The organism is Glaciecola sp. MF2-115 (genome assembly GCF_047250385.1).
Lineage (GTDB): Bacteria > Pseudomonadota > Gammaproteobacteria > Enterobacterales > Alteromonadaceae > Glaciecola.
The window spans coordinates 21,402-45,219 of the sequence record NZ_JBLBVM010000046.1 but is presented as its reverse complement, the minus strand read 5'-3'; the positions used below and the strand labels follow the sequence as shown (position 1 = coordinate 45,219).

Below are 23,818 nucleotides of genomic sequence, written 5' to 3'. Positions count from 1 at the left end.
CAAAGCACCTATAACGTCTATATTGTCGACAATTAAGGCAGATAGACAAATTTAATGAGCTCATTTACCGAACAGGCTATCACTGGTGCAGACAAAACCTTTTTCCAACTGAGAAAAGACATTGTGGAAGGTGAGATTATTGCTGGTAGTAAATTGAGTGAGATGGAATTGTCGACAAAGTATGGTGTTAGTCGAGCTGTCGTTCGAGAAGCTATTAACCGCCTGGAAAGCTGTCATCTGGTTGAACGAAAACCGAATGTGGGTGCAAGAGTAGTTGCCTTAACGCCACAAGGACTTATTCAACTATACCAAGTGAGAGAATCCTTAGAAGGAATGGCTGCAAGATTAGCAGCCAAAAACATGAGCGACGATGAAATTAAAGATCTGAAGGGTTTGCTAAATAGTCACTTTGAAGAAGTGAAAGGAAGCGAAACTTATTATCAAGAAGCTGGTGATGTCGACTTTCATTATCGCATCATTGTTGGCAGCAAGAATGATCACCTTATATCGTTACTCATTAATGGCATCTATCACCTAATTCGCATGTACCGAGTGCAGCTAGGCATGACAGGGCCACGAGTCACCACGGCTTTTGATGAACACAAGAATATTGTGCAGGCCATCAGTAATCGCGATGAAGAACTAGCAGAGATGCTAATGCGTAGGCACATTCTTTATTCAAAGCAAAATATTGAAGCTAGGCTAAAATAAGATAGCTTGTCAGTTTTTAATTTTCATTTTCTTTATAAAGAAACTGATAAATAAACTTATAAATAAACTTATAAATAAACGAGGCAAACATGAGCGCAGGTAAAAAATTTCGTCAGGCACTTGCTGACAATACTCCCCTTCAAATAGTAGGTACTATTAATGCTTACTCAGCAATGATGGCAAAGAAAATCGGTCACCAAGCAATTTACCTTTCAGGCGGCGGCGTAGCGAATGCTTCTTACGGTTTGCCTGATCTAGGCATGACTTCTTTGAATGATGTACTCGTTGATGTTAACCGTATTACCTCTGCTTGCGACTTACCATTATTAGTAGATATAGACACTGGTTGGGGCGGCGCATTCAACATCGCAAAAACGATCCGCGATATGGAAAAAGCAGGCGCAGCTGCTGTGCATATGGAAGACCAAGTTGCTCAAAAACGTTGTGGTCACCGACCGAATAAAGCCATTGTTAGCACTGAAGAAATGGTAGACAGAATAAAAGCGGCCGTTGACGCTCGCATTGATCCTGACTTCTTCATCATGGCTCGTACTGACTCATTCGCTCAAGAAGGCCTTGAGGCTGCTATTGAGCGTGCAAAAGCTTACGTTGCCGCGGGTGCTGACGGTATTTTTGCAGAAGCTGTGAAAACAGAAGAACATTATCGCGCATTCGCCGACGCCTTAGACGTTCCTATTTTGGCTAACATAACCGAGTTTGGTCAAACTGAACTATGGAACAAAGAGCAATTGGGAGAATGGGGTGCTGCAATGGTCCTTTACCCACTGAGCGCTTTCAGAGCAATGAATAAAGCCGCAGAAATGGTGTACACATCCATTCTTGAAAAGGGCGATCAAAAAGCCGTAGTTGATGCGATGCAAACTCGTATGGATTTATATGACTACCTTGGCTACCACGATTATGAGCAAAAGCTAGACGCTTTGTTCGCAGAAAACAAAAATCTTTAATTTAGACCGATAGAATTTACGGAGACAAAAAAAATGGCAAAAGTACTTAGTGGCGCAGGATTACGCGGTCAAGTAGCTGGTAAAACAGCCTTATCAACAGTGGGTCAATCAGGTTCAGGACTCACTTACCGTGGTTATGACGTAAAAGATCTTGCTGAAAAATGTCAATTTGAAGAAGTTGCTTACCTAATTCTAAAGGGCAAATTACCGACACAGACTGAACTTGATGCATATAAAGTAACTCTGAAAGGTATGCGCGGACTACCAACAGCACTAAAAGAAGTGTTAGAACGCATTCCTGCTGACGCTCATCCAATGGACGTGTTAAGAACGGGTTGTTCTATGCTTGGTAACTTGGAGATGGAAGCTGACTTCACTCAGCAAGATCAAGTAACTGACCGCATGTTAGCTTGTTTCCCAAGCATCATTTGTTACTGGTACCGCTTCTCGCATGATGGTGTACGCATTGATGTTGAAACGGATGATGATTCAATCGGTGCGCATTTCCTACATATGTTGCATGGTGAAAAGCCAAACGAATTGCATGAGCAAGTGATGCATGTTTCTCTTATTCTATATGCAGAGCATGAGTTCAATGCATCTACATTTACAGCTCGCGTTTGTGCTTCTACCTTGTCTGATATGCATTCTTGCATTACAGGCGCTATCGGTTCACTTCGCGGACCATTGCATGGCGGCGCGAATGAAGCAGCAATGGAAATGATTGAAGGATTCACGTCTGCAGATCATGCAGAAAAAGAAATGATGGGCAAACTAGAACGCAAAGAGAAAATCATGGGCTTTGGCCACGCGATTTACTCTGATTCTGACCCACGCAACGATATCATCAAAGCATGGTCTGAAAAGTTGTCTAAAGATGTCGGCGATACAGTACTTTATGCAGCATCAGTAAGATGTGAAGAAGTAATGAAGCGCGAAAAGGGCTTATTCTGCAACGCAGATTTCTTCCATGCATCTGCTTACAACTTCATGAAAATACCAACGAAGTTGTTTACACCTATATTTGTAATGTCTCGCCTAACTGGTTGGGCAGCACACGTAATGGAGCAGCGTGCGGACAACCGCATTATTCGTCCATCGGCAGACTACACCGGTGAAGAATTGCGTCCTGTTGTTGCAATTGAAAACAGATAGTCGTTGCGCATAATTTATCTCATTAAAGGCTCTCGTAAGAGAGCCTTGCAAGCCAGACATTAGTTGTTAACAGCCAATGAACTCCTCTTCGAGGTATTATCAAAACGCACTCACCAGTGAGTTCATAAGCAAAAGATAACAAACCAACCATAGGATTTGTCATGAACTACGATTACAGAAAGCCCCTACCAAACAGTCAACTTGACTACTTTGATACACGACAAGCCGTGAACGATTTAAAAGCCGGTGCATACGAAACCTTACCTTATACATCAAGAGTATTGGCTGAAAACTTAGTCAGAAAATGCGATCCAGCAATGCTCAAAGATTGCCTTAATCAGATTATTGAACGTAAGCGTGATTTAGATTTTCCTTGGTTTCCAGCTCGCGTTGTATGTCATGACATACTAGGGCAAACCGCACTTGTCGACTTAGCTGGTTTACGTGACGCCATTGCTGCAAAAGGTGGCAATCCTGCACAAGTAAACCCAGTTGTGCCTACTCAACTCGTTGTTGACCACTCTTTAGCAGTAGAGTACGGCGGAAATGACAAAGATGCTTTTGCAAAAAATAGAGCAATCGAAGATCGTCGTAACGAAGACCGTTTCCATTTTATTAATTGGACTAAGACAGCATTTAAAAATGTTGACGTGATCCCTCAAGGTAACGGTATCTTACATCAGATTAACTTGGAACGTATGTCGCCAGTCATTCAAGCAAGAGACGGCGTCGCATTTCCCGACACTTTAGTAGGCACCGACAGCCATACACCGATGGTAGACGCACTTGGCGTTATTGCAGTCGGTGTTGGTGGTTTGGAAGCAGAAAGCGTGATGTTAGGTCGTGCTTCATACATGCGATTACCAGATATCATTGGCGTTGAATTAACTGGCAAACCACAACCTGGGATCACCGCAACCGATATTGTTTTAGCTTTGACTGAATACTTGCGTGCGCAAAAAGTGGTTTCTTCTTATTTGGAGTTTTACGGTGAAGGTACCAAACACCTAACTTTGGGTGATCGCGCGACTATTTCTAATATGACACCTGAATATGGCGCAACAGCGGCTATGTTCTACATTGACAGACAAACTATCGACTATTTAACACTGACTGGTCGTGAAGACGATCAAGTTAAGTTAGTTGAACAGTATGCGAAAGAAACAGGTTTATGGGCTGACGATTTAGAGACAGCTGAATACGAACGCGTACTCAGTTTTGATTTGTCGTCTGTGGGACGCAACATTGCTGGTCCGTCGAACCCTCACAGCCGCGTTTCTACCGCTGATTTAGCCTCAAAAGGCATCAGTGGTATCGTGGAAAATGAAGAAGGCAAAATGCCTGATGGTGCGGTTATAATCGCGGCAATTACCAGTTGCACGAACACCAGTAACCCACGCAATATGATTGCTGCCGGCCTCATTGCGCGCAATGCGAATAAGCTAGGTCTATTGCGTAAACCTTGGGTGAAGAGTTCATTGGCACCAGGTTCAAAAGCGGTACAACTGTACTTAGAAGAAGCTGGGCTATTACCTGAACTAGAGAATCTCGGTTTTGGCGTTGTTGCCTTTGCATGTACATCATGTAACGGCATGAGTGGTGCACTCGATCCAAAAATTGCTGAAGAAATTAAATCGCGTGATTTATACGCAACTGCTGTCTTATCGGGTAACCGTAACTTTGATGGCCGTATTCACCCACAAGCAAACCAAGCATTTTTAGCAAGTCCACCGTTAGTTGTCGCATATGCTATTGCTGGCACGATCCGCTTTGATATAGAAAAAGACGTACTTGGCAAAGATGCGGACGGAAACGATATTCGCCTTAAAGATATCTGGCCAACGGATGAAGAAATTGATTCGGTTATTAAAACGAGCGTGAAACCTGAACAATTCCGTAAAGTGTATAACCCAATGTTCGACCTGACTGTCGACTATGGGGAAGACAACGACCCATTATATGAATGGCGTCCACAAAGTACTTATATCCGCCGTCCTCCATATTGGGAAGGTGCTCTAGCGGGCGAGCGCAGCATGAAAGGCATGCGTGCATTGGCTGTGCTAGGTGACAACATCACAACTGATCACCTTTCTCCATCGAACGCTATTCAAATGGATAGTGCCGCGGGTGAATACTTACATAAAATGGGCTTGCCTGAAGTTGACTTCAACTCCTATGCAACTCACCGTGGTGATCATTTAACAGCGCAACGCGCAACTTTTGCCAACCCGCGTTTAAAGAACGAAATGGCAGTGGTTGACGGTAAAATGAAAGAAGGTTCACTCACATGGCTTGAGCCAGAAGGCAAAGTCACTCGCATGTGGGAAGCGATTGAAACTTACATGGAACGCAAGCAGCCACTTATCATTGTGGCAGGCGCCGACTATGGCCAAGGCTCTTCACGTGATTGGGCTGCAAAAGGTGTTCGCTTGGCAGGCGTTCAAGTTATCGCTGCTGAAGGTTTTGAGCGCATTCACCGTACTAACCTCATCGGTATGGGCGTATTGCCACTTGAATTCGAAGCAGGCACAACTAGAAAGACCTTGGAGATTGACGGTTCAGAAAGCTTTGACGTTGAAGGCACGCCGACTCCGGGTTCAAAACTAACGCTAGTTATCACTCGCAAGAATGGTGAAGTACTGAAAGTGCCAATGAAGTGTCGATTGGATACTGCTGAAGAAGTCTCTATTTACGAAGCTGGCGGTGTTTTACAGCGCTTTGCACAAGACTTTTTAGAAGCCACAGTTTAATACGGAGCTAAGCAATGAGCTTTAAACCACAAATGAAAGTACCTGCTACGTATATGCGTGGCGGTACTAGCAAAGGTGTCTTTTTCAAGGTGAGCGATTTACCTGAAAAAGCCCAAGTTGCTGGCGACTATCGTGATCAGCTATTGTTGCGCGTTATCGGTAGCCCCGATCCATATGCAAAACATACCGACGGTATGGGCGGTGCAACATCAAGCACGAGTAAAACTGTTTTACTCAGCAAAAGTGATAAAGCAGATCACGATGTTGATTACTTGTTTGGTCAAGTTGCTATTGATAAGCCCTTTGTTGATTGGAGCGGTAACTGCGGTAACTTAACTGCTGCTGTGGGCTCTTTTGCCATCAGCAATGGTTTAGTCGATGCAGCGCGCATCCCTGACAACGGAATTGCCGTTGTTAGGATCTGGCAAGCTAACATCAAGAAAACAATCATTGCGAATGTGCCTATTACCAATGGTGAAGTGCAAGAAACCGGTGATTTTGAACTGGATGGTGTTACTTTCCCTGCCGCTGAAGTAAAAATTGAATTTGTAGACCCAGCTGACGGTGAAGGTGATATTTTCCCTTCAGGAAACCTTATTGATACTTTAGATGTGCCGAATATTGGTTCATTCAAAGTCACGATGATTAATGCTGGTATTCCTACATTATTCTTAAATGCTGACGAACTTGGGTACACTGGTACAGAACTGCAAGATGCGATAAATAACGATGAAGCGGCGCTCGCTAAATTTGAAATGATTCGAGCTCACGGCGCAGTGAAAATGGGGCTAATTGTTCACCCTGATGAAGCAGTCGCAAGACAACATACGCCTAAAATAGCCTTCGTCTCAGAGCCAAAAAAGTATGTGTCTTCAAGCGGTAAAAACATTGAAGTATCCGATATTGATTTAAATGTGCGCGCTTTGTCGATGGGTAAGTTACATCATGCCATGATGGGCACTGCAGCTGTTGCTATCGGCACGGCTGCTGCTATTCCAGGTACATTGGTGAACTTAGCAGCGGGCGGCGGTGACCGTGAGTCAGTGACGTTTGGCCACCCTTCAGGTACGTTAAAAGTGGGCGCTAAAGCCGAAAATCAGGACGGTAATTGGGTTGTTGATCGCGTTAGCATGAGCCGCAGTGCTCGAGTGTTAATGGAAGGAAATGTTCGTCTACCGAGTATTGATTGATAGCTTTACCACTGGTCTCTTCCGAAGGCTCTGTGCTAGTTAGCAGGGAATGAGTCTTGATTTGAGCTATTCGCGTCCCGATATCGTATTAAGACTTCGCAAAAGAAAAGTCATGTGCGTTAAACCACATGACTTTTGCGTTTTTGAAATCTTTTTCGCGCAAGCAAGTTCTTATAAGCACATATTGAAATCTAAAAAGTAAACTCAGTCGACAACTTACGAAAAATTTGTCGTAGAAGCTTTTCAAATAAAAGGAAGATAACATGGCAGATCCAACATACACACCACCGAAAATATGGACATGGGATAGCGAAAGTGGCGGTAAGTTCGCAAATATCAATCGACCTGTTGCTGGCCCTACTTCAGAAAAAGAATTGCCTGTTGGCAAACATCCTTTGCAACTTTACTCACTTGCTACACCCAATGGTGTCAAAGTCACCATGATGCTCGAAGAATTATTAGCAAAAGGCGAAAAAGGCGCAGAGTACGACGCGTTCTTAGTCAATATTATGGAAGGCGAACAATTCACCAGCGGCTTTGTTGGTGCAAACCCAAACTCAAAGATTCCCGCTTTAGTTGACCATACTACCAAAACACCAACTCGTGTTTTTGAGTCGGGCTCAATTTTGCTTTATTTAGCAGATAAGTTTGATGCCTTCTTGTCTAAAGACCCAGTCAAACGAGCTGAAACAATGTCATGGCTAATGTGGCAAATGGGTGCAACACCAATGCTTGGTGGTGGCTTTGGTCACTTCTATGCGTACGCTCCGGAGAAGTATCAATATCCAATCGATCGCTATGCGATGGAAGTTAAGCGTCAGTTGGACGTATTAGACCGTCAGTTGGCAGATAATGAGTTCATAAGTGGAGATGAGTACACTATTGCCGATATGGCCATTTGGCCTTGGTACGGTGGTTTAGCTTTAGGTAAGTTGTATGAAGCTGGCGAGTTCTTGCAAGTCGAAGACTACAAAAACGTTCAAAGATGGACCAGAGCCATCGATGCTCGCCCTCAGGTAAAACGAGCTAAAATGGTCAACCGCACTTGGGGCGACCCATCAGGTCAATTGCATGAACGACATGATGCAAGTGACTTCGACACGAAGACACAGGATAAAGTCGAAGATAGTGAGTAGTTACTGCGCAGGCACAATACTGTTCGTTTAGCCTACCGTCATTACTGCGAAGGCATAGAACTGTTCATTTAGCCTACCGTCATTACTGCGAAGGCATAGAACTGTTCATTTAGCCTACCGTCATTACTGCGAAGGCAGTAATCTCCTTCTATCGACTACGATGCAAAAACTGATAAATTCAGTAAAAGGCTAAAACGAACAGTACATTGCGAAGGCAATAATGTCCTCAGTTTACCATCTGTGTTGAGGGCTGGAGGTCCTTGCCTTCGCAAGAATAACGGTGCTATTTTTAAAGCGGCCCCCTCACAAAGGCCGCACCTTTTTCGAATAGAACTCGCTTTTCAAATCACTCTATTTTCTTCGCCAAATGGTCACCATTTTGATGCAAGGTCAAGCTATCGACAACTCCATCCTCACTGCTATTCATCGTTATTTTGATATCTGTGTTCTTGAGCATCAATTTATTATCACCTATGGCTAGAAGTTCAACCTCTTCTTGGCCAGTAGCTACGACAAACATTTGGCCACTTTTACTGAAGATATTAATATGAAAATTGGGAGCTAATTCATACTTTCCTATATATGTTTTGAATACTTTCTCGTCCAAATCAACTACAGACACTGAAGGAAGAGGTTTGTCCGTTTTCATCCAAACTTGATCTTGTCCCGTGCTTTTTAAGGTGACTGAACTCAGCTCGCCATTACTATCTCGATTGAAGTTCAAACTTACTACACCGTCTTCAAAGAAGAATTGATCTTTGGCAAATGGATGAATCTTATAGCGCATTCCTCCGCTTCTCAAAGAATACAATTGTCCATCTTCAAACGTAAAAATTCGAACATCATCAGCGCTCTTTTCGTACACCCCTTGATACGATCTTAACTCGTCCTCTTTTAACTTAATCTTATCCCAACTGAAAGGCTTTCCAATAGCTATGGCCGCTATTTTATTGGCGGTTCCCGCGCCTGGCGAATTACAATTACAATTGGAGAATACCGCTACAAACACATCTTCTTTAGGCAGCAGCAATGAGGAAGTTAAATAGCCATTAATACCACCACCATGTTCAACCAAAGGTGAACCTTGAATGTTGCCAATGAACCAACCAAATCCATAGTCTATATTGTCGCCATTATTGAGAACGCCCATTTGATGTGCCATCTTTCGGCTTTCTTTACTAATGACTTGATCATTCATTATCGCCATATACCATGCGTATACATCATCGACCGTCGAAAGCAGTGAGCCTGCAGCATAAGGCTGAGTCATACTTAAAAAATCAGCGTTCTTATAGGTATCATCCGCCTTGTCATAACCTGATGCGCGGTTTTTGATTATTTTGGAGGTTGAACCGTAGTGCGAATTTTTAAGGCCCAAGGGTTTGAAAAGGTGGTTTTCAATGTAATTGGCATAAGTATCACCGGACACTAGTTCAATGATATGGCCCAACAAAACGTAACCTGAATTGTTGTACTTGAACTGCTCTCCGGGCGCAAAATCCATCGGCTCATTTTTAAAGTAATCAATCAGTTCAATTGGCGTAAAATCTCTTTTTCGTTCCTCAGCATCCCACTTCTGCATTCCTGTATAACTTTTGATGCCTGAAGTGTGGTTTAACAAATGCTTTATGGTGATTGAGTACCCGTGAGTTGGGTAATCCTTTACGTACTCAGTGATGTCGGCATTTAAATCAATCTTACCTTCTTCAGCTAACTTTAGAATCGCGACAGCAGTGAATTGTTTGCTTATAGATCCAATACGAAAAATATTGTCTGGCGTCATTTTGACATTTAATTCCAAGTCTGCCATGCCAAAAGCTTTGCGATAAATTGGCTTACCATCCTTGATCACTAAAGCAACTCCGCCGGGCCCACCTGGCTCAAATAACTTGTTTAGAAGCTCGTCAAACTGTTCGGAGGTATCGGCTGCTTGGCTTGAAAATGAGCACGCCAGTAAAAATAAAATAAAAATATAGTTTTTCATTAGTCCCTTATCCCTTGATCAACAAATTGTGATAAACCTTATTATCAAAATGAGTGTAGGAACTCATTGATAATTAATCAAGTTTCTGGGGCGTGAATGCGACTTAGTGTCACAATAGTTATCAGCGTTCGTTTAAGCCTTTATACTGAATTTATCAATTTTAGCATCGTGTAAATAGATGGCGATTACTGCCTTCGAAGTAAAGACAGAAAGCTTTTTAACCTTAAACGAACAGTATAATGCGCAGGCAAGAATACACCGGATTTACTACCAGTGTTAGGGCTGGAGGTCCTTGCCTTCGCAAGGATGACGAAGCTTTCGCAAGGATGACGAGGCTTTCGCAACGATGGCGGAGCTTTCGCAACGATGACTCAGTTTGCTAAATATTCTCGAACAAAGCCGAGTCTAAAGGACGCTCCATCAGCTTTGTTATTTCGTCCGCTGGTACGGGTCTACTGAAATAAAAACCTTGGATAACATCGCACTTAAAACCATTAAGTGATTTGAGTTGGCCGTGAGTCTCAACGCCCTCTGCAATAACCGTCAGTTTCAAAGTTGTAGCTAGAGCAATAATAGCTTCAACAATTGCTGCATCATCCGGATCGGAATCAATCGTTATAACAAACGAACGATCAATTTTTAGGGTATGAATCGGGAATTTCTTCAAGTAGCTAAGGGACGAATATCCTGTACCAAAATCGTCGATTGAGATAGCAACACCCATATCTCTTATTTGATTTAGTCGAATGATATTCTGTTCTACATCATTCATTATAGCGCTTTCAGTCAATTCTATTTCTAAGAGTGAAGCAGGTAAACCGCTATCATCCAAGGCGCGTTTAATCATTTTCAATAACGACGCGCGTTTGAATTGAATACTCGACAGGTTAACCGAGACTCTAAAGTTTTGCATGCCTAAGTCCTGCCATTCTTTGGCCTGCAAACAAGCCTTGCGCATTACCCATTCACCTAACTCATTAATAATGCCAGAGTCTTCTGCTACTGGAATGAACTCGCTCGGTGTAACACAGCCTAACTCGGGGCTATTCCAACGTAACAAGGCCTCTACGCTAATTATTTCGTTCTTCTTAAGGCAAACTTGCGGCTGATAGTGCAAAGTAAATTCATCGTTGTTTAAGGCATTTCGAAGACAACCTTCAATCTGCAAAAACTTCATCGCGTTTTCATTCAACGACTCAGCATAAAAACGATACCCGCTTCGGCCCATGCTTTTTGCATAGTACATTGCAACGTCAGCGTGCTTCTTAAGCTCACTGGCATTTGCACCGTCGCGGGGATACATGGCAATACCAATACTCGGAGTGAGCGCCACTTCATAATCATCAATAGAGACCAACTCAGAAATACAATTCACTAATGATTGAGCGACACGTTTAATATCTTCGTCTTTTTGGGTGTTATTGAGCAAAATCATAAACTCATCGCCACCTAGTCGGGATACTTCTATATTGCTGCTTTCTAAGATGGCGTTTGGCATAATATTTGTGTCTTTAACACACAAGCAAATTTTTTCGCTTATCTTCTTCAGCAGTTTGTCGCCGAATTCATGACCTAATGTATCATTAATGCGCTTAAAGTTGTCTAAATCAATGTACATGATGCAAAGGTTTTGTTGCTCTTTTGCGGCAAACCACACCGCTTCTTCTAAGCTATCGTCTAAGCTCTGTCTGTTTGGCAAACCTGTCAATGCATCGAAGTAAGCTAACTTCCGCATTTTCTCTTCGCTCTGTTTCAAGTTTAATAGGTTTTCACTCCCTTTGAGCATGTAACGAACTCTATGAGAAACCATTGGCCATTTAATTGGTTTTGGCAAAAAGTCCGTTGCACCATTCTTATAAGCATTCTCGATGGACGAAATGTCGTCGGCCCCTGTTACCATTAGTATGGGTGTATCTTTGCCCCTAGGGTGCTTTCTAATTTCTGCACACACTTCAAAACCACTAAGCATTGGCATGTGCACATCGAGTAAAACAATAGTTGGCTCGTGCTTTAAGAAGAGCTTCAGCGCATCCATACCGTTGGTTGCAGTCAAAACTTTCATATTGTCACTGCTTAAGGTTTCTTCCATCAGCAACAAATAAGTTGGGTCATCATCACATACCAATACAGTTGCGTCAGTGTCAATAGCGAGCGAGTTTTCAGTCATACATCTTCTCAATTAAAATTTCTAAACTTTCGAGTGACTTCTCGAAAACATGTTCAAGTTCTTCTAAGGTTTCAGTGTCATCGATAACTTGGTTTGATTTTGCCGCAGTTTCAATAGCCAATAGAAGCTGAGTTAGTGTCATCGTGCCGACATTACCAGAAAGTGATTTCATGGCATGTGCTAGCTCCATTGCACTTGTCCTATCATTGGCTTTGCAAGCCTCAACAAGCGCAGGCATTTGTTCGACCATGACCGTTTTAAAAGAGTCGGCGACACGTAAATAGAGTTTCTTGCCAGTTCTAGCCTCAATTTCGCGGATGCTTTCCACGGCAACAGCATCAATCCAATCGTCAACTTCTATGGTTAACTTCACTGGGGAGTTTTGTGGAATTTCTAATGGATTAATTTTGATCTGTTTTTCTGGGATGTGCTCAGCAATCATATTGAATAACTGAGATGCTGTGAATGGCTTCAACATAAAGTCGTTCATACCAATTTCAAGACATAGTCCTTTCTCTTCGTCAAAAACACCGGCGGTAAGAGCTATGATAGGTACTGGCTCTAACTGTGCTGATGACTTCTCGTTTTCACGAATAATACATGTAGCTGTTAAGCCATCCATTACCGGCATGTGTAAATCCATAAATATGAGATCGTAGCGATTCTTTTTACACAAATCGACAGCCACTTGTCCGTTGTCAGCAATATCGACTTCGCAACCAAACATCTCCATCATGGTGACAGCAACGTCTTGGTTTGCAACAACGTCTTCGACTAGTAGTATTTTTGCACTGAATCGAGAGTTGTTCTCGCTTAATTCATTCACTTCTGTGCTTGTTTCATGCTCTTGCGCGCTATCACCACTGGCATAAAGAATTTCCGAACGCACAGAGTCTAAACGAATCGGCTTTTCGATACGCCTCATACCAAACTCATTTACGGCATCGGCCTTTTCTGTTGTTCTTAGCAATACACAATATTCAGTATTTTCGAGAGTCGTCGAAATAAAAGCACGATTCATTAAGAAGTCTGGATGATCGATAAATATAAGTGCATTTTCAGCTGGAGTAAGATCGTCACGCAAAGCCTCTATTGAAGTTAGAACGGCATTAACATGCAACCTTTCAAAAGCATTTTGCATCATTTTCGAGACGGTATCATTCTCGCTGATTAACAAGACGGGACGTATATTCAGATTCTCGACTTTAGATACACTGCGATGCTGCTTGTTTGGCAGCACAACTGGCAAGCTCACGGTAAAGGTAGTGCCCTTTCCTAAGTTTGAGGCAACGTCTATCTTCGCTAGCATCTTCTCTACGATTTTGCGGGTAATTGACAATCCTAAGCCTGTTCCACCAAAATTTCTTGTGGTTGTAGAATCTGCTTGTTGAAACTCGTTGAATATTTTTTCGAAGTGTTCTTGCTCAATACCAATGCCGGTATCTTTCACCGCAATTTGTATCTGCTTATCGATATATTGAATATTTAAGTTGATACTGCCTGCGGATGTGAATTTAATCGCGTTGCTGAGTAAATTCGAAATGACCTGACGCAACCTATGAGCATCACCCATTATATGCCGCGGACAGTCTTCGGAAATGCTGTAACCGAGCTCTAACTCTTTTTCTGATGCTTTCACGGAAAATAAAAACAGTAGCTCTTCAATTAATGCATGTAAGTCAAACTCATGATTCTCAAGTTCAATTTGATCCGCTTCAATTTTTGAAAGGTCTAGTATGTCATTGATAAGTTGCAACAAACTTTCACCTGCACGACTTACCGCGTTGGCATAGCGTTTTTGATTCTCGTTGAGCTGTGATGTAAGTAAAAGTTCACTCATACCAATGATGCTATTCATTGGCGTTCTTATTTCGTGGCTTACAATCGCTAGAAAATTAGACTTCGCTTGTGCTGCTTTAATCGCGAGATCTTTGGCTTTATTAGTCTCTTCAACTGCAATAGCCAGTTGATTATTGGCTTGTTCCAACTCTGAGGTTCGCAAGTTAACTTCTTTCTCAAGTTCAAGGCTATAAGCGATTTGCTTTAATTTTTTACGCTGTGCCATCGTAAATAACCGGTAAGCAATGAAAACAGCGACCCAAAAGTAAGTTAAGTAAGCAACGGATGAGCGGTAGAAAGGTGGGTTTACCAGGATCGGGATTTCCAGGATTTCGTCAGACCAAATGCCATCATTGTTACTTCCCCTTACTTGGAAAACATAATATCCGTTTGCTAAATTGGAAAAGTTAACTTGATTGGAGTTGGTAAGATCTATCCATTCATTGTCACTTCCTTGAAAGCGATGCTGATATAGATTGTATTCAGGTTTGGTATAATCAAGCGCTGCGAAACTAAACCCAAAGTATGTTTGGTTTGCGTTGAGCTCGATTTGTCCTTCACTATTAAATGCTCTATGAATAGGAATCGACTCGTTCATTCGATTAAATTCTGTTAACACTACTCTTGGTTTGTGTAAGTTCATTGGCACATTAGTCGGAATAAAGGTGTTAAAGCCATTCGAACCACCAAAGAAGATGCGACCATCTTTACCTTGGAAAAAGGCACTACTATTAAAGTCCTTACTCTGCAGGCCATGGCTGGTGTCAAAATTAACAACTTTCTCATTCTCCAAGGATATAAAACTGATCCCCTTGGATGTGCTTACCCAAATATAACCATTACCAGAAGTCAGTAGCCCATAAGCGAAGTTGGTTTCTAAGCCCTGTTTTTCTCCAATATATTTAACTTTGTAAAGTTTATTGTTTAAATCTTTGACTGCAATTCGGCCAACACCCTTTTCGCTAGTGCTAAACCAGAGATTGTCTTCAGTAAATAGTAAACTCCATATATCTTGGTCGTCTATTGGAAGCCGCAAAAACTCCTTAGTGGCCAAATCAAATTGATTGATACCACCACCGTTTGTTGCAATCCAAATTGTATTATTCTGACCTGGAACCATGTGCGTAATTTTATCATTTGATAAACTTTTTGGATTATCACGCTCATTTCTGAACCGTTGAATTTCACCAGAACTACTCAGGATGTTAATGCCCCCACCATAAGTTCCGATGGCAAAATTACCATTGCCAATTTCCATTATTTTACTTATTAGGTTGGAACTTAGGCTTGCTTCATCGTCAGGGTCGTGCAGATATTGTGAGAAGTAATTTGAGCCTTTCTTACGAAAATGAAGGCCGCTTTGGTATGTTCCTACCCACAAATTTTGTTGTGAATCGACGAGTAAGGCCGTGATTCGATCATCCTGAAGAGCACCTTCAACGCCAGGCTGAGCTTTAATATGTGTAATTGTAGATTCATCAATATCAATAACATTAATGCCATCATCCCATGTACCTACATACATATCGCCATTTTCAGCTTCCGCAAACGAGTAAATGAGATCACTTGATAGATCACGACCAGTTGGCACTCGGCGATTAACCAATTGGAATGAGCTGAAAGAGCGGTTCCATTTGTTAATACCAACGTGTGTACCAACCCAAAGTACGCCACCGGCATCTTGAAATAAAGTTTCTACCCTATCGTCAACTAAGCTTAATCTGCTGGATTCGTTATGTACATGACGGAAGAATCTATTCGAATTATCATTCCACTCACATAAGCCACTCGAGGTAGCAAAATAAATATCGCCGTAACTATCTTCAAAAATATCATTTATTGAGTTTGAACAAATGCTGTAGGGATTTTCGGCTTCTGTTACAAAGTGCTGTTTTACACCTATATTTTTATCAAATAAAAATAAACCAGAGTTAACCGAACCAACCCAGAGCTGTTTATTTTTGTCTACCATGATTGAGCGTATTTTATTGGTAGGTAAAGGAATTTCTGAATCAGGGTTAAAGGCAACAAAATTGCTTGTTCCTGCAGCTCTGAAAAGCAAACCAGCGCCTTCAGTGGCTACCCATATATTGCTCTCATCGTCTGTCACAATATCCCAAACGTGATTGGAAGCAAGTCCAGACTCAGTATCTAGTAACTCTATGAATTTAGACTTAACAATATCGAAGACTGCGATACCACCATTCGATGTACCGAACCATATTCTATCTTCTGAGACTTGTGTAATAACACTAAACGATAGACCTTTGACTAATGGGTGTTCTTCTGGGTTTGTAAAATTATAAAAACCATCAATCTCGGGTATGTAGAGACTCACTCCGGATCTACTTGCAACCCATAATTGGCCTTCGCTATCCGACATTACATCAGTTATCCAACCTCCTGGGAGGCTGTTTTCGTTGTCAGCGTCTGGTTTATAAAATGTGACTTTCTGACCGTCATATTTGTTGAGGCCATCTTGGGTAGCTATCCAAATAAATCCTTGAACATCTTGTTCAATATCTTTCACTACAGGACCTGAAAGCGCATGGCGTTCATTCATTGTTGAGAAAGAGATGTCTCGAGCGAGCCGGTCATAAAAGAGTTTTGCTTGGAGAGAGGAGCTTAATAGTATCCCGCAGCAGAACAATGATATGAACAACAAACACTTTCGCATTGGTATCTTATTAATTATTAACGAAAACATGCAAGCAACTAGTCAGTATCTTAAAGTCATTATTGAGTCTAAAACATTTATCCATTCAAAACCAAAATAACTTTAGCAAGGAGAAACGAAAAAAGGCCTACGGATATCTTGGTAGGCCTTTAATATTGTTAAATAAATGATTTATATTCAGTTTATTATTTCGTTTCTTTGAAATCTACTGAAGCATAGGGAAGAAAAGTGATTTTATCATTGGGATATGACTGAGCACTTTTCAACCAAATATCTTAGTTACCGCTTATTGCAGGCAAGTAAGACCTTATGCTAGCTGGTCAGCTGAAGGCCAAATCACGCCTGCTACTGATTGATCAGCTGTAGGCCAAATGACACCTTTTGCTTTTGAATCAGTTGAAGGCCAAATCACGCCCTTTGCTTTTGAATCAGCCGAAGGCCAAATCACGCCTGCTACTGATTGATCCGCTGTAGGCCAAATGACACCTTTTGCTTTTGAATCAGTTGAAGGCCAAATCACGCCCTTTGCTTTTGAATCAGCCGAAGGCCAAATCACGCCTTTTGCTTTTGAGTCAGCAGAAGGCCAAATCACGCCTGCTACTAATTGGTCAGCAGAAGGCCAAATTACGCCTGCTACTGATTGATCAGCTGTAGGCCAAATGACACCTTTTGCTTTCGAATCAGCCGAAGGCCAAATCACGCCTTTTGCTTTTGAGTCAGCTGAGGGCCAAATCACGCCTTTTGCTTTTGAGTCAGCTGAAGGCCAAATCACGCCTGCTAATGACTGGTCAGCTACAGGCCAAATCACCCCTTTCGCTAGCTGGTCAGCAGATAGTGCAACTTGTTCGTCTTCATTGAAGAAGCGAATCATCGCATTCCTTGAAGCAATACCTTGAATCTGTTCAGCAGTAAGCTTCGCTGAAACGGCTTGGATATTTTTGAATTCGTGAATAATGACACCGTTTTCTGCTTGTACTGCAGAAACCAATGCTGAGCGGCTTGCACCCTGTAAGATATAATCTTCACCGCTTGAGAAATTTGATACACCCCAAGCTGCTGCGGTAAACGCGAGTGCACTACCTAAAATTGCGGTTTTTATCTTGTTGATTCTTCTCTGTTTTTTAATAATTTTGAGATTTTTCATAACTAAGTTCCAATTTTGACTGCGTTAATTGTTGAGTCGGGTACATCACCAAAAGATCAATCTAATCGTTGATTTGCATTAATGATGAACTCGAATCTCAGTATGCGTCAAAAATTTGGCGTGTAAACAAAATTATTAGTAAAAAACCTGAACTTTTGTGCTGTTTTTTAGAGAGATCGCTCACAGCCCCCGAAAACAAACATACCTATAGATGAAAATTTATACGTAAATAATTTCTAGACGTAATATTCCACACCTTAATAAGGTTAAATATTAGCCACTTTCGGTATAAATTTTGCACTCTCCAGCAAAAGTGAGTGTTCTCATGCGAATAAACCCAACACCTGTTTAACATTTTTTTAACGTTAAGTGGCTAGTTTCTGAACGAATGATCTAAGAATTTAAACGAACAAATTGACATGAGCGCTAATAACGCAAAATTATCAATATAAAACAGGTAGATACGCAAAAAGAAAATCTTGTTACACTGATATAAAGTGATCAACTACACACAGAAATTATAACGAACTTTAAGATAGAACCCGCATGTTTAGAGGGGGTGAAGTACACTTAGTTGAATTAAAAACCGCATCGAACCAGAATATAAACGAAAAGTGAAGTTTATCTGCAAATAAATCGAGATAATTTATGGGAATTTGAGGTTTTTTGAGAGAGTAACTAAGACAATTGAGGCATAAACAACAAAGTTATTAGAAAAGTGCTAGTGCTTTGAGAGGCTAATATTCATCATCAAATGCTGGGCCTGCATAATTATCAAATCGAGAAAATTGACCTTGAAAGGTAAGTCGACTTGTCCCGATTGGTCCATTCCTTTGCTTACCAATAATTATTTCAGCAATACCTTTTAACTCGGAAGCTTCGTTATAAACTTCATCGCGATAGATAAACATAATCAAATCGGCATCCTGCTCTATAGAGCCTGATTCACGCAAATCTGAATTGATAGGCCTTTTGTCCGCTCGTTGTTCTAGTGTTCGGTTTAGCTGCGATAACGCAACGACAGGCACTTCTAGCTCTTTCGCCAAAGCCTTCAATGAACGGGATATTTCCGCAATCTCTAATGTACGGTTCTCACTCAATGAAGGCACGCGCATTAATTGAAGGTAATCAATCATGATTAATGAAATCCCGCCTTTATCTCGCGCTATCTTTCTAGCTCTAGTACGCAACTCCATTGGAGTAAGACCGGATGAATCATCGATGAATAGATTATCTTTCTGCTTTAATGTTTTGATTGTGCCAGACATCCTAGCCCACTCTTCATCATCAAGCTGAGCGGTTCGAATATGTGTTTGGTTTACTCTACTTAAAGACGCGAGCATTCTCATCATGATTTGTTCTGCGGGCATTTCAAGACTGAAAACTAAAACAGGTTTGTCTTGCAACATCATTGCGTTTTCACATAAGTTCATCGCAAATGTGGTTTTACCCATAGAGGGTCGAGCTGCGACAATGATAAGATCGGAACGTTGTAAACCGCTTGTTTTGTCATCAAGGTCGGTATAGCCGGTTGATACGCCGGTAATATCTTTGCCTTGCTTAACTAACTCATCAAGTCTATTGACTGTTTTAGTCAGAACCGTTGTGACATCTTTAGGGCCTTCGTTCTCACCTGTGCGTTTCTCGGCGATCTCAAAAACTTTCGACTCTGCTAAATCAAGAATTTCAGCGCTGTCTCGCCCTTCTGGGTTGTAACCCACATCAGCAATGTCGTGCGCAACGCCGATGAGCTCTCTAACGACAGCGCGCTCGCGAATGACGTTTGCATAAGCAGTAACGTTAGCGGCACTGGGTGTATTCTTCGCCAATTCAATAAGGTAGGAAAAACCACCGGCCTCTTCTAACAGACCATTTTGAGCGAGATTATCTTTAACAGTAACGGTATCGACAGATTGGTTATTACTTAAAAGTTTGATAATCGCAGCAAAGATTGTTCGATGTGAACGGTTATAAAAATCACTTTCCACTACAATTTCAGCAACCTTGTCCCATGAATCGGGGGCGATCATCATACTGCCCAGCACTGATTGCTCCGCTTCAATAGAGTGCGGAGGTATCTTTAGCTGTTCGACATCGTCTTTTTTAGGTTTATCTTGAAAATTCAATTGCAGTGCACGGTTGATTTTTGGGTCGATTATTATGCGCGAAAAAAACCATCTTGTCTGTTAAAAATATGAAGAAAATGGGCAGTGATTTAAGACAAGCAAGCAAATTCGCCGCTATCAGGCTTTAGTATCAGGTTTATGCTTGTTAGTAAGCACTCAATAAAATTTATGACTTCTTCGACTCCGCTAATAACATGTCCCAAGCAGAGGTCTCTTTTTCATCCAATACCGTTTTAAGCATGTCCATTGGCTCGCCATGATTAGCATCTGCTTCAATGTAAAAGTCGCAATATGCCTGTAGACGCTTTCCATATTGCCCACCAACAATGGCAACGTAATCAGTTGGGTCTCGGTTTAAAGGCTTGGCAAAGATACAAACATACAGACTCGTTAATTGAGCGTTGTTATTTTTTGGAATGGTAAACTTATCAAGAGGGTTGGCCTTTACGGGATCAAGTAAAACAACAACATTCGCATTAATATTAAGTGAGGGAAGTATGTTTAAAGCTAACTCATTCGCAACGGCCCCGCCGCGACTGTGACCTACTAGATTTATTCGCACATCTGGCTTTGCTTGTTTAACTTGGACAATGCTTTCGGCAATAGCGTCCTTCTCTAAATAACCGTAATAGTGGGTTTCGCAGCTCGAACCTTTTTTCTGATCAAAAGCGGTTCGACACAAGCCCATTAAATTTGTGGGGCCCCACCTAACAAGTCCGAAGCTTTCTCGAGTCTTGTCAGCGGCGCCACCAATAAAATAAACAACATTTGAAATTTCTATTTTATTTCTCGCTTAATGCTTTAACTTAAAAGCTACCATTAATTTGTGAAGAAATAATATATGTATATAGCCTTACATTCAAAATGCTTTACTTCGTTGACACTTTTACACGTCCATGAACAGTAGATACTTCAACAGTCGCGGTAGGATTGGCTGTACTAAATTCTAACCAACGTCTAGGCCCATACTTAGCTTTGCTCTGTTCTTTGTCAGTGATTTTGTTTTTAATCGAGCCACCCGCATGTGCTTCAATATCAAATTTTGCTGCAACGTCCTTCTGAAACATTAAGTCAACTGAACCACCTACTGAGGAAGCTTCAACTCGACCATTTTTTTGCAAATCCATGACAACATCAATCGAACCATTAACTGTATTCATGATAACTTCAGTCACCTCTTGCAGCACCAATTCGATATCGCCATTAACGGTTTCCGCTCTCACTTCGGGACTATCGCTCTCAATTTCAATGTCGCCATTCACAGTGCTTAGTTTAAGTTCCTTTTTACCGCTGTGTTTTCCAATAATGTTGCCATTCACCGTCTCTATCGCGACATCACCATCTAAGCGACGTGCTTTGATATTGCCATTAACAGATTCAAGACGAATGCGACCTAGCAAGTCATCTACTTCGATGTCACCGTTTACTACATCAACATTAGCTCCACCATGAATGCCTTTCATTTCAAGTTGTGCATTTGTTGAGGTGTAATCAACCTGGCTATTCATTGGAACGTGTATCACAAGCTCATCGCCTTGTTCACTCCCCCAATTATTCCATCCCCTGCTAGTGCGTTTTTGTTTTACGTGAATGATGATTGACGAACCATCACGTTCGAATTTAAATTCATCGGTATATTCACCCAATACACCCGTAACGCTAACTTCTTTTTTGTCCCATCCAATGATTTTCGCTGAACCGCTAACATGTTCAATCTCTACTTTTCCTTTCGGATCTGCTTCCATTGATTCATTTACATTCTGTTTAGCGTTAACCATCAGTGCGAGCAAGCTAAAGCCAATTACGGCGGCTGTTCGGCCTATTAATGATTTCATAATTACCTCGTTAGTAAGTTTTTGACTCTTTGTCGTTGAAATGTTGCTGGGTCGTCATATTTATTGTTAGGCTTGATACAACGCTTAATGCGTATTTACAGTATCGAGAGCCGAAACTCTTAAATACGATCCCAGCGTGGTTCATGTACGCGCTCAATAATGGCCATTTGTTGCTCATATACATTCTTTAACATCTTCAGCAGTGCTGGATTATTCGGTTCTTGGGCAAGTGCTTTCTTAATCGCTTGCGCTGCTTCATCCAGCTCTTCAATTTGTTGTTGCCAGTTGTCCGTTGACGCAGGCTGATCTTTAAATCGGATCAAGAGGGATTGCTTTTGTAAATTATGTTGTTCTGACATCGCCGCAACTAGGTTTTCACCTTGCAAGTTTTTACCGCTTTCAAAAGACATCCATCCGACTACGACTAACACTAAGAAACTAGCAGCCATTGCAAACATCGGCTTCGGACTTCGAAACAGGTGCTTACCTTCAGTGTGTGACTTTTCGGCGCTCGCACTTTGCTTTGCGTCAAGCTCTAATGCTTGCTCAATTCCTTTCCATAAGTCTCTTTCTGGCTGTTTATCTAAAGCCATTTGTTCAATTCGCTTTTCGAGAGCTTCGTCCAGACGATTATCTTTACTCTTATTCATCATCCATCCACCCTTGTATTAAACTTTTCGCGCGATGAAATTGCGCTTTACTCGTGCCTACTGCCATATCTAATATTTTCGCGATTTCTTCGTGTCGATACCCTTCAATTGCATGCAGCACAAATACCCATCTAGCACGCTCTGGTAATTGATATATATAACGCTCTAAATTCGCATCAGCGATTGAGCCCTCAGCTTCGCTTTCCATTGCAATGGTGTGCTCAATGCTAAACATCTTTTGCCACCAGCCACGTTGTTTTCGTATATAGGAAATCGTGACGTTTGAGGTCACACTATGTAACCAAGTAGAAAACTGGCTCGTACCATCAAAGTTATCTAGCTTGCGCCATAACTGAATAAACACTTCTTGTGCCGCATCCTCAGCTAAGGATTTGTCCGCACACAATCGAAAACATAAGCCGTAAACCCGATTAATGTGCAATTCGTACAAACCCTTAAATGCCAATTTATCCCCTTGTTTCGAAGCGTCGATCAAGGACTTTTCCAACTGAGCTTTTTCAGCTAGTTCGATGTCCGTATTGTTCACTACGCTTAGTTTCGGGTTCATATTATTGTTATTCTTTTCAGTTTGTTTTTGCTTTGAGCATTAATTATGTTTCAAAGAGTATGTCGCAGTTCAGTTGAAAAAGGTTTAAATAGTGAAAATATTTTTGAAAATTTATTTAGATTAATAGATGCCAGAAATGCGTTTCCCAATATACGATTTGCATCTTAATCACTTTATTAATCCAACGCTTGTGCTACTTTATGCTGTAATGATTATCTTGATAACTGTTAAGGAAATGTCTGAATGTTAGTTGATGCGCTATTTGCAGGTAAACCAAAAGCGTTTGGACCTCGTCAATCTCCTAGCAGTATTATCAAACGGCCGTTTGAGCAACTACATATTGAAATTGACGGCGCTATTGAAGATGAGCAAGGTAACAAGAAGTTGCACGGCGGTCCTGAAATGGCATTGCACCAATTTTCCCAAGAAAGCTACGTCGTCTTGCAAAATGAATTTACTGCCATTGCTGAAAAGCTGGCCATCGGTAGCATTGGGGAAAACATTTCTGCTCCATTGATGAATGATCGTAACGTATTCATTGGGGACACTTACCGTATCGGTTCTGTGATCATACAAGTAAACTCTCCGCGCGCACCATGTGTCAAAATCAATCAACGCTATGGCTTTCAAAACATTGATTTGTTTATTGGTGAGCAAGGTATAACGGGTTGGTATTTCCGTGTAATCGAAACTGGAATAATGAACGTCGGCGATGAGATTAAGCTTGAGTATCGTTTACAAAACACGAAATCAATCGCGGAAATTATGCGCCTGGTGCGCGAAAAGGGTAGCCCAAGCAGTGAGAAACTTGATGCAGCTAAAATAAACGGCTTAGCGGCCGAGTGGCGTAGAAAGTTGACTAAATCAACGTGAGTAAATAAAGTCGAATAAATGTCGAATAAATAAAGCGGGAAAGGA

General features: G+C 41.6%; 16 protein-coding genes. 7 read left to right on the top strand and 9 right to left on the bottom strand.

Going from position 1 to position 23,818, the window contains the following annotated elements; all coding sequences use genetic code 11:
• Positions 1-54: 54 nt before the first annotated feature.
• The 6 genes from ACKLNX_RS06720 to yghU all read left to right on the top strand — a co-directional run bounded on the left by ACKLNX_RS06720 (position 55) and on the right by yghU (position 7,910).
• Positions 55-711, top strand: a complete 657-nt coding sequence (locus ACKLNX_RS06720; RefSeq protein ID WP_412971743.1) for a GntR family transcriptional regulator — start codon at positions 55-57, stop codon at positions 709-711.
• An 89-nt stretch (positions 712-800) separates the two neighbouring features.
• Positions 801-1,679, top strand: coding sequence for a methylisocitrate lyase (gene prpB / locus ACKLNX_RS06715; protein WP_411694496.1), 879 nt, complete (start codon positions 801-803; stop codon positions 1,677-1,679).
• A gap of 33 nt (positions 1,680-1,712) precedes the next feature.
• Entirely contained in the window at positions 1,713-2,834 is a 1,122-nt protein-coding gene (gene prpC, locus ACKLNX_RS06710; RefSeq protein ID WP_412971742.1) for a 2-methylcitrate synthase, read from the top strand.
• 161 nt (positions 2,835-2,995) lie between these two features.
• Positions 2,996-5,584, top strand: a complete 2,589-nt coding sequence (gene acnD / locus ACKLNX_RS06705; protein ID WP_412971741.1) for a Fe/S-dependent 2-methylisocitrate dehydratase AcnD — start codon at positions 2,996-2,998, stop codon at positions 5,582-5,584.
• Positions 5,585-5,598: 14 nt separating this feature from the next.
• Entirely contained in the window at positions 5,599-6,774 is a 1,176-nt protein-coding gene (gene prpF, locus ACKLNX_RS06700) for a 2-methylaconitate cis-trans isomerase PrpF (RefSeq protein WP_412971740.1), read from the top strand.
• A gap of 263 nt (positions 6,775-7,037) precedes the next feature.
• Positions 7,038-7,910 carry a glutathione-dependent disulfide-bond oxidoreductase gene (gene yghU / locus ACKLNX_RS06695; protein ID WP_412971739.1) on the top strand — a complete coding sequence of 291 codons (873 nt, stop codon included), beginning with the start codon at positions 7,038-7,040 and terminating at the stop codon, positions 7,908-7,910.
• Positions 7,911-8,256: 346 nt separating this feature from the next.
• On the opposite strand, the gene ACKLNX_RS06690 is transcribed toward yghU, so the two are convergent.
• From ACKLNX_RS06690 to ACKLNX_RS06650, 9 genes are all read right to left on the bottom strand, one after another.
• Positions 8,257-9,894: a serine hydrolase gene (locus tag ACKLNX_RS06690; RefSeq protein WP_412971738.1), complete on the bottom strand. Its 1,638-nt coding sequence runs from the start codon at positions 9,892-9,894 to the stop codon at positions 8,257-8,259.
• A gap of 379 nt (positions 9,895-10,273) precedes the next feature.
• Positions 10,274-12,061 (bottom strand): EAL domain-containing protein, encoded by a 1,788-nt coding sequence (locus ACKLNX_RS06685; protein ID WP_412971737.1) that lies wholly within the window; start codon positions 12,059-12,061, stop codon positions 10,274-10,276.
• Positions 12,054-16,430 carry a two-component regulator propeller domain-containing protein gene (locus ACKLNX_RS06680; protein ID WP_412971736.1) on the bottom strand — a complete coding sequence of 1,459 codons (4,377 nt, stop codon included), beginning with the start codon at positions 16,428-16,430 and terminating at the stop codon, positions 12,054-12,056. The genes ACKLNX_RS06685 and ACKLNX_RS06680 overlap by 8 nt, the downstream gene beginning before the upstream one ends.
• A 454-nt stretch (positions 16,431-16,884) precedes the next feature.
• Positions 16,885-17,721 carry a hypothetical protein gene (locus tag ACKLNX_RS06675; protein ID WP_412971735.1) on the bottom strand — a complete coding sequence of 279 codons (837 nt, stop codon included), beginning with the start codon at positions 17,719-17,721 and terminating at the stop codon, positions 16,885-16,887.
• 737 nt (positions 17,722-18,458) lie between these two features.
• Complete coding sequence (dnaB, locus tag ACKLNX_RS06670) at positions 18,459-19,847, bottom strand: replicative DNA helicase (protein WP_411694487.1); 1,389 nt, start codon at positions 19,845-19,847, stop codon at positions 18,459-18,461.
• Positions 19,848-20,013: 166 nt separating this feature from the next.
• Positions 20,014-20,535, bottom strand: a complete 522-nt coding sequence (locus tag ACKLNX_RS06665; protein WP_412971734.1) for an alpha/beta fold hydrolase — start codon at positions 20,533-20,535, stop codon at positions 20,014-20,016.
• A gap of 181 nt (positions 20,536-20,716) precedes the next feature.
• Complete coding sequence (locus tag ACKLNX_RS06660; RefSeq protein ID WP_412971733.1) at positions 20,717-21,682, bottom strand: DUF4097 family beta strand repeat-containing protein; 966 nt, start codon at positions 21,680-21,682, stop codon at positions 20,717-20,719.
• A 119-nt stretch (positions 21,683-21,801) separates the two neighbouring features.
• Complete coding sequence (locus ACKLNX_RS06655; RefSeq protein WP_412971732.1) at positions 21,802-22,335, bottom strand: hypothetical protein; 534 nt, start codon at positions 22,333-22,335, stop codon at positions 21,802-21,804.
• Positions 22,325-22,900: an RNA polymerase sigma factor gene (locus ACKLNX_RS06650; RefSeq protein ID WP_412971731.1), complete on the bottom strand. Its 576-nt coding sequence runs from the start codon at positions 22,898-22,900 to the stop codon at positions 22,325-22,327. Before ACKLNX_RS06650 ends, ACKLNX_RS06655 begins: the two co-directional genes overlap by 11 nt.
• Before the next feature lie 243 nt (positions 22,901-23,143).
• Between ACKLNX_RS06650 and ACKLNX_RS06645 the strand changes: the two genes are divergently transcribed.
• Positions 23,144-23,773, top strand: coding sequence for an MOSC domain-containing protein (locus ACKLNX_RS06645; RefSeq protein WP_412971730.1), 630 nt, complete (start codon positions 23,144-23,146; stop codon positions 23,771-23,773).
• The last annotated feature ends 45 nt before the right edge of the window (positions 23,774-23,818 follow it).

Excerpts from the sequence above, each read along its gene's own strand:
- ACKLNX_RS06660 (WP_412971733.1), bottom strand. The coding sequence starts at position 21,682 with ATGAAATCATTAATAGGCCGAACAGCCGCCGTAATTGGCTTTAGCTTG.
- ACKLNX_RS06690 (WP_412971738.1), bottom strand. The coding sequence starts at position 9,894 with ATGAAAAACTATATTTTTATTTTATTTTTACTGGCGTGCTCATTTTCA.
- acnD (WP_412971741.1), top strand. The coding sequence starts at position 2,996 with ATGAACTACGATTACAGAAAGCCCCTACCAAACAGTCAACTTGACTAC.
- ACKLNX_RS06720 (WP_412971743.1), top strand. The coding sequence starts at position 55 with ATGAGCTCATTTACCGAACAGGCTATCACTGGTGCAGACAAAACCTTT.
- ACKLNX_RS06645 (WP_412971730.1), top strand. The coding sequence starts at position 23,144 with ATGTTAGTTGATGCGCTATTTGCAGGTAAACCAAAAGCGTTTGGACCT.
- ACKLNX_RS06675 (WP_412971735.1), bottom strand. The coding sequence starts at position 17,721 with ATGAAAAATCTCAAAATTATTAAAAAACAGAGAAGAATCAACAAGATA.
- ACKLNX_RS06665 (WP_412971734.1), bottom strand. The coding sequence starts at position 20,535 with ATGGGCTTGTGTCGAACCGCTTTTGATCAGAAAAAAGGTTCGAGCTGC.
- ACKLNX_RS06655 (WP_412971732.1), bottom strand. The coding sequence starts at position 22,335 with ATGATGAATAAGAGTAAAGATAATCGTCTGGACGAAGCTCTCGAAAAG.
- prpB (WP_411694496.1), top strand. The coding sequence starts at position 801 with ATGAGCGCAGGTAAAAAATTTCGTCAGGCACTTGCTGACAATACTCCC.
- prpF (WP_412971740.1), top strand. The coding sequence starts at position 5,599 with ATGAGCTTTAAACCACAAATGAAAGTACCTGCTACGTATATGCGTGGC.
- ACKLNX_RS06685 (WP_412971737.1), bottom strand. The coding sequence starts at position 12,061 with ATGACTGAAAACTCGCTCGCTATTGACACTGACGCAACTGTATTGGTA.
- ACKLNX_RS06650 (WP_412971731.1), bottom strand. The coding sequence starts at position 22,900 with ATGAACCCGAAACTAAGCGTAGTGAACAATACGGACATCGAACTAGCT.
- yghU (WP_412971739.1), top strand. The coding sequence starts at position 7,038 with ATGGCAGATCCAACATACACACCACCGAAAATATGGACATGGGATAGC.
- prpC (WP_412971742.1), top strand. The coding sequence starts at position 1,713 with ATGGCAAAAGTACTTAGTGGCGCAGGATTACGCGGTCAAGTAGCTGGT.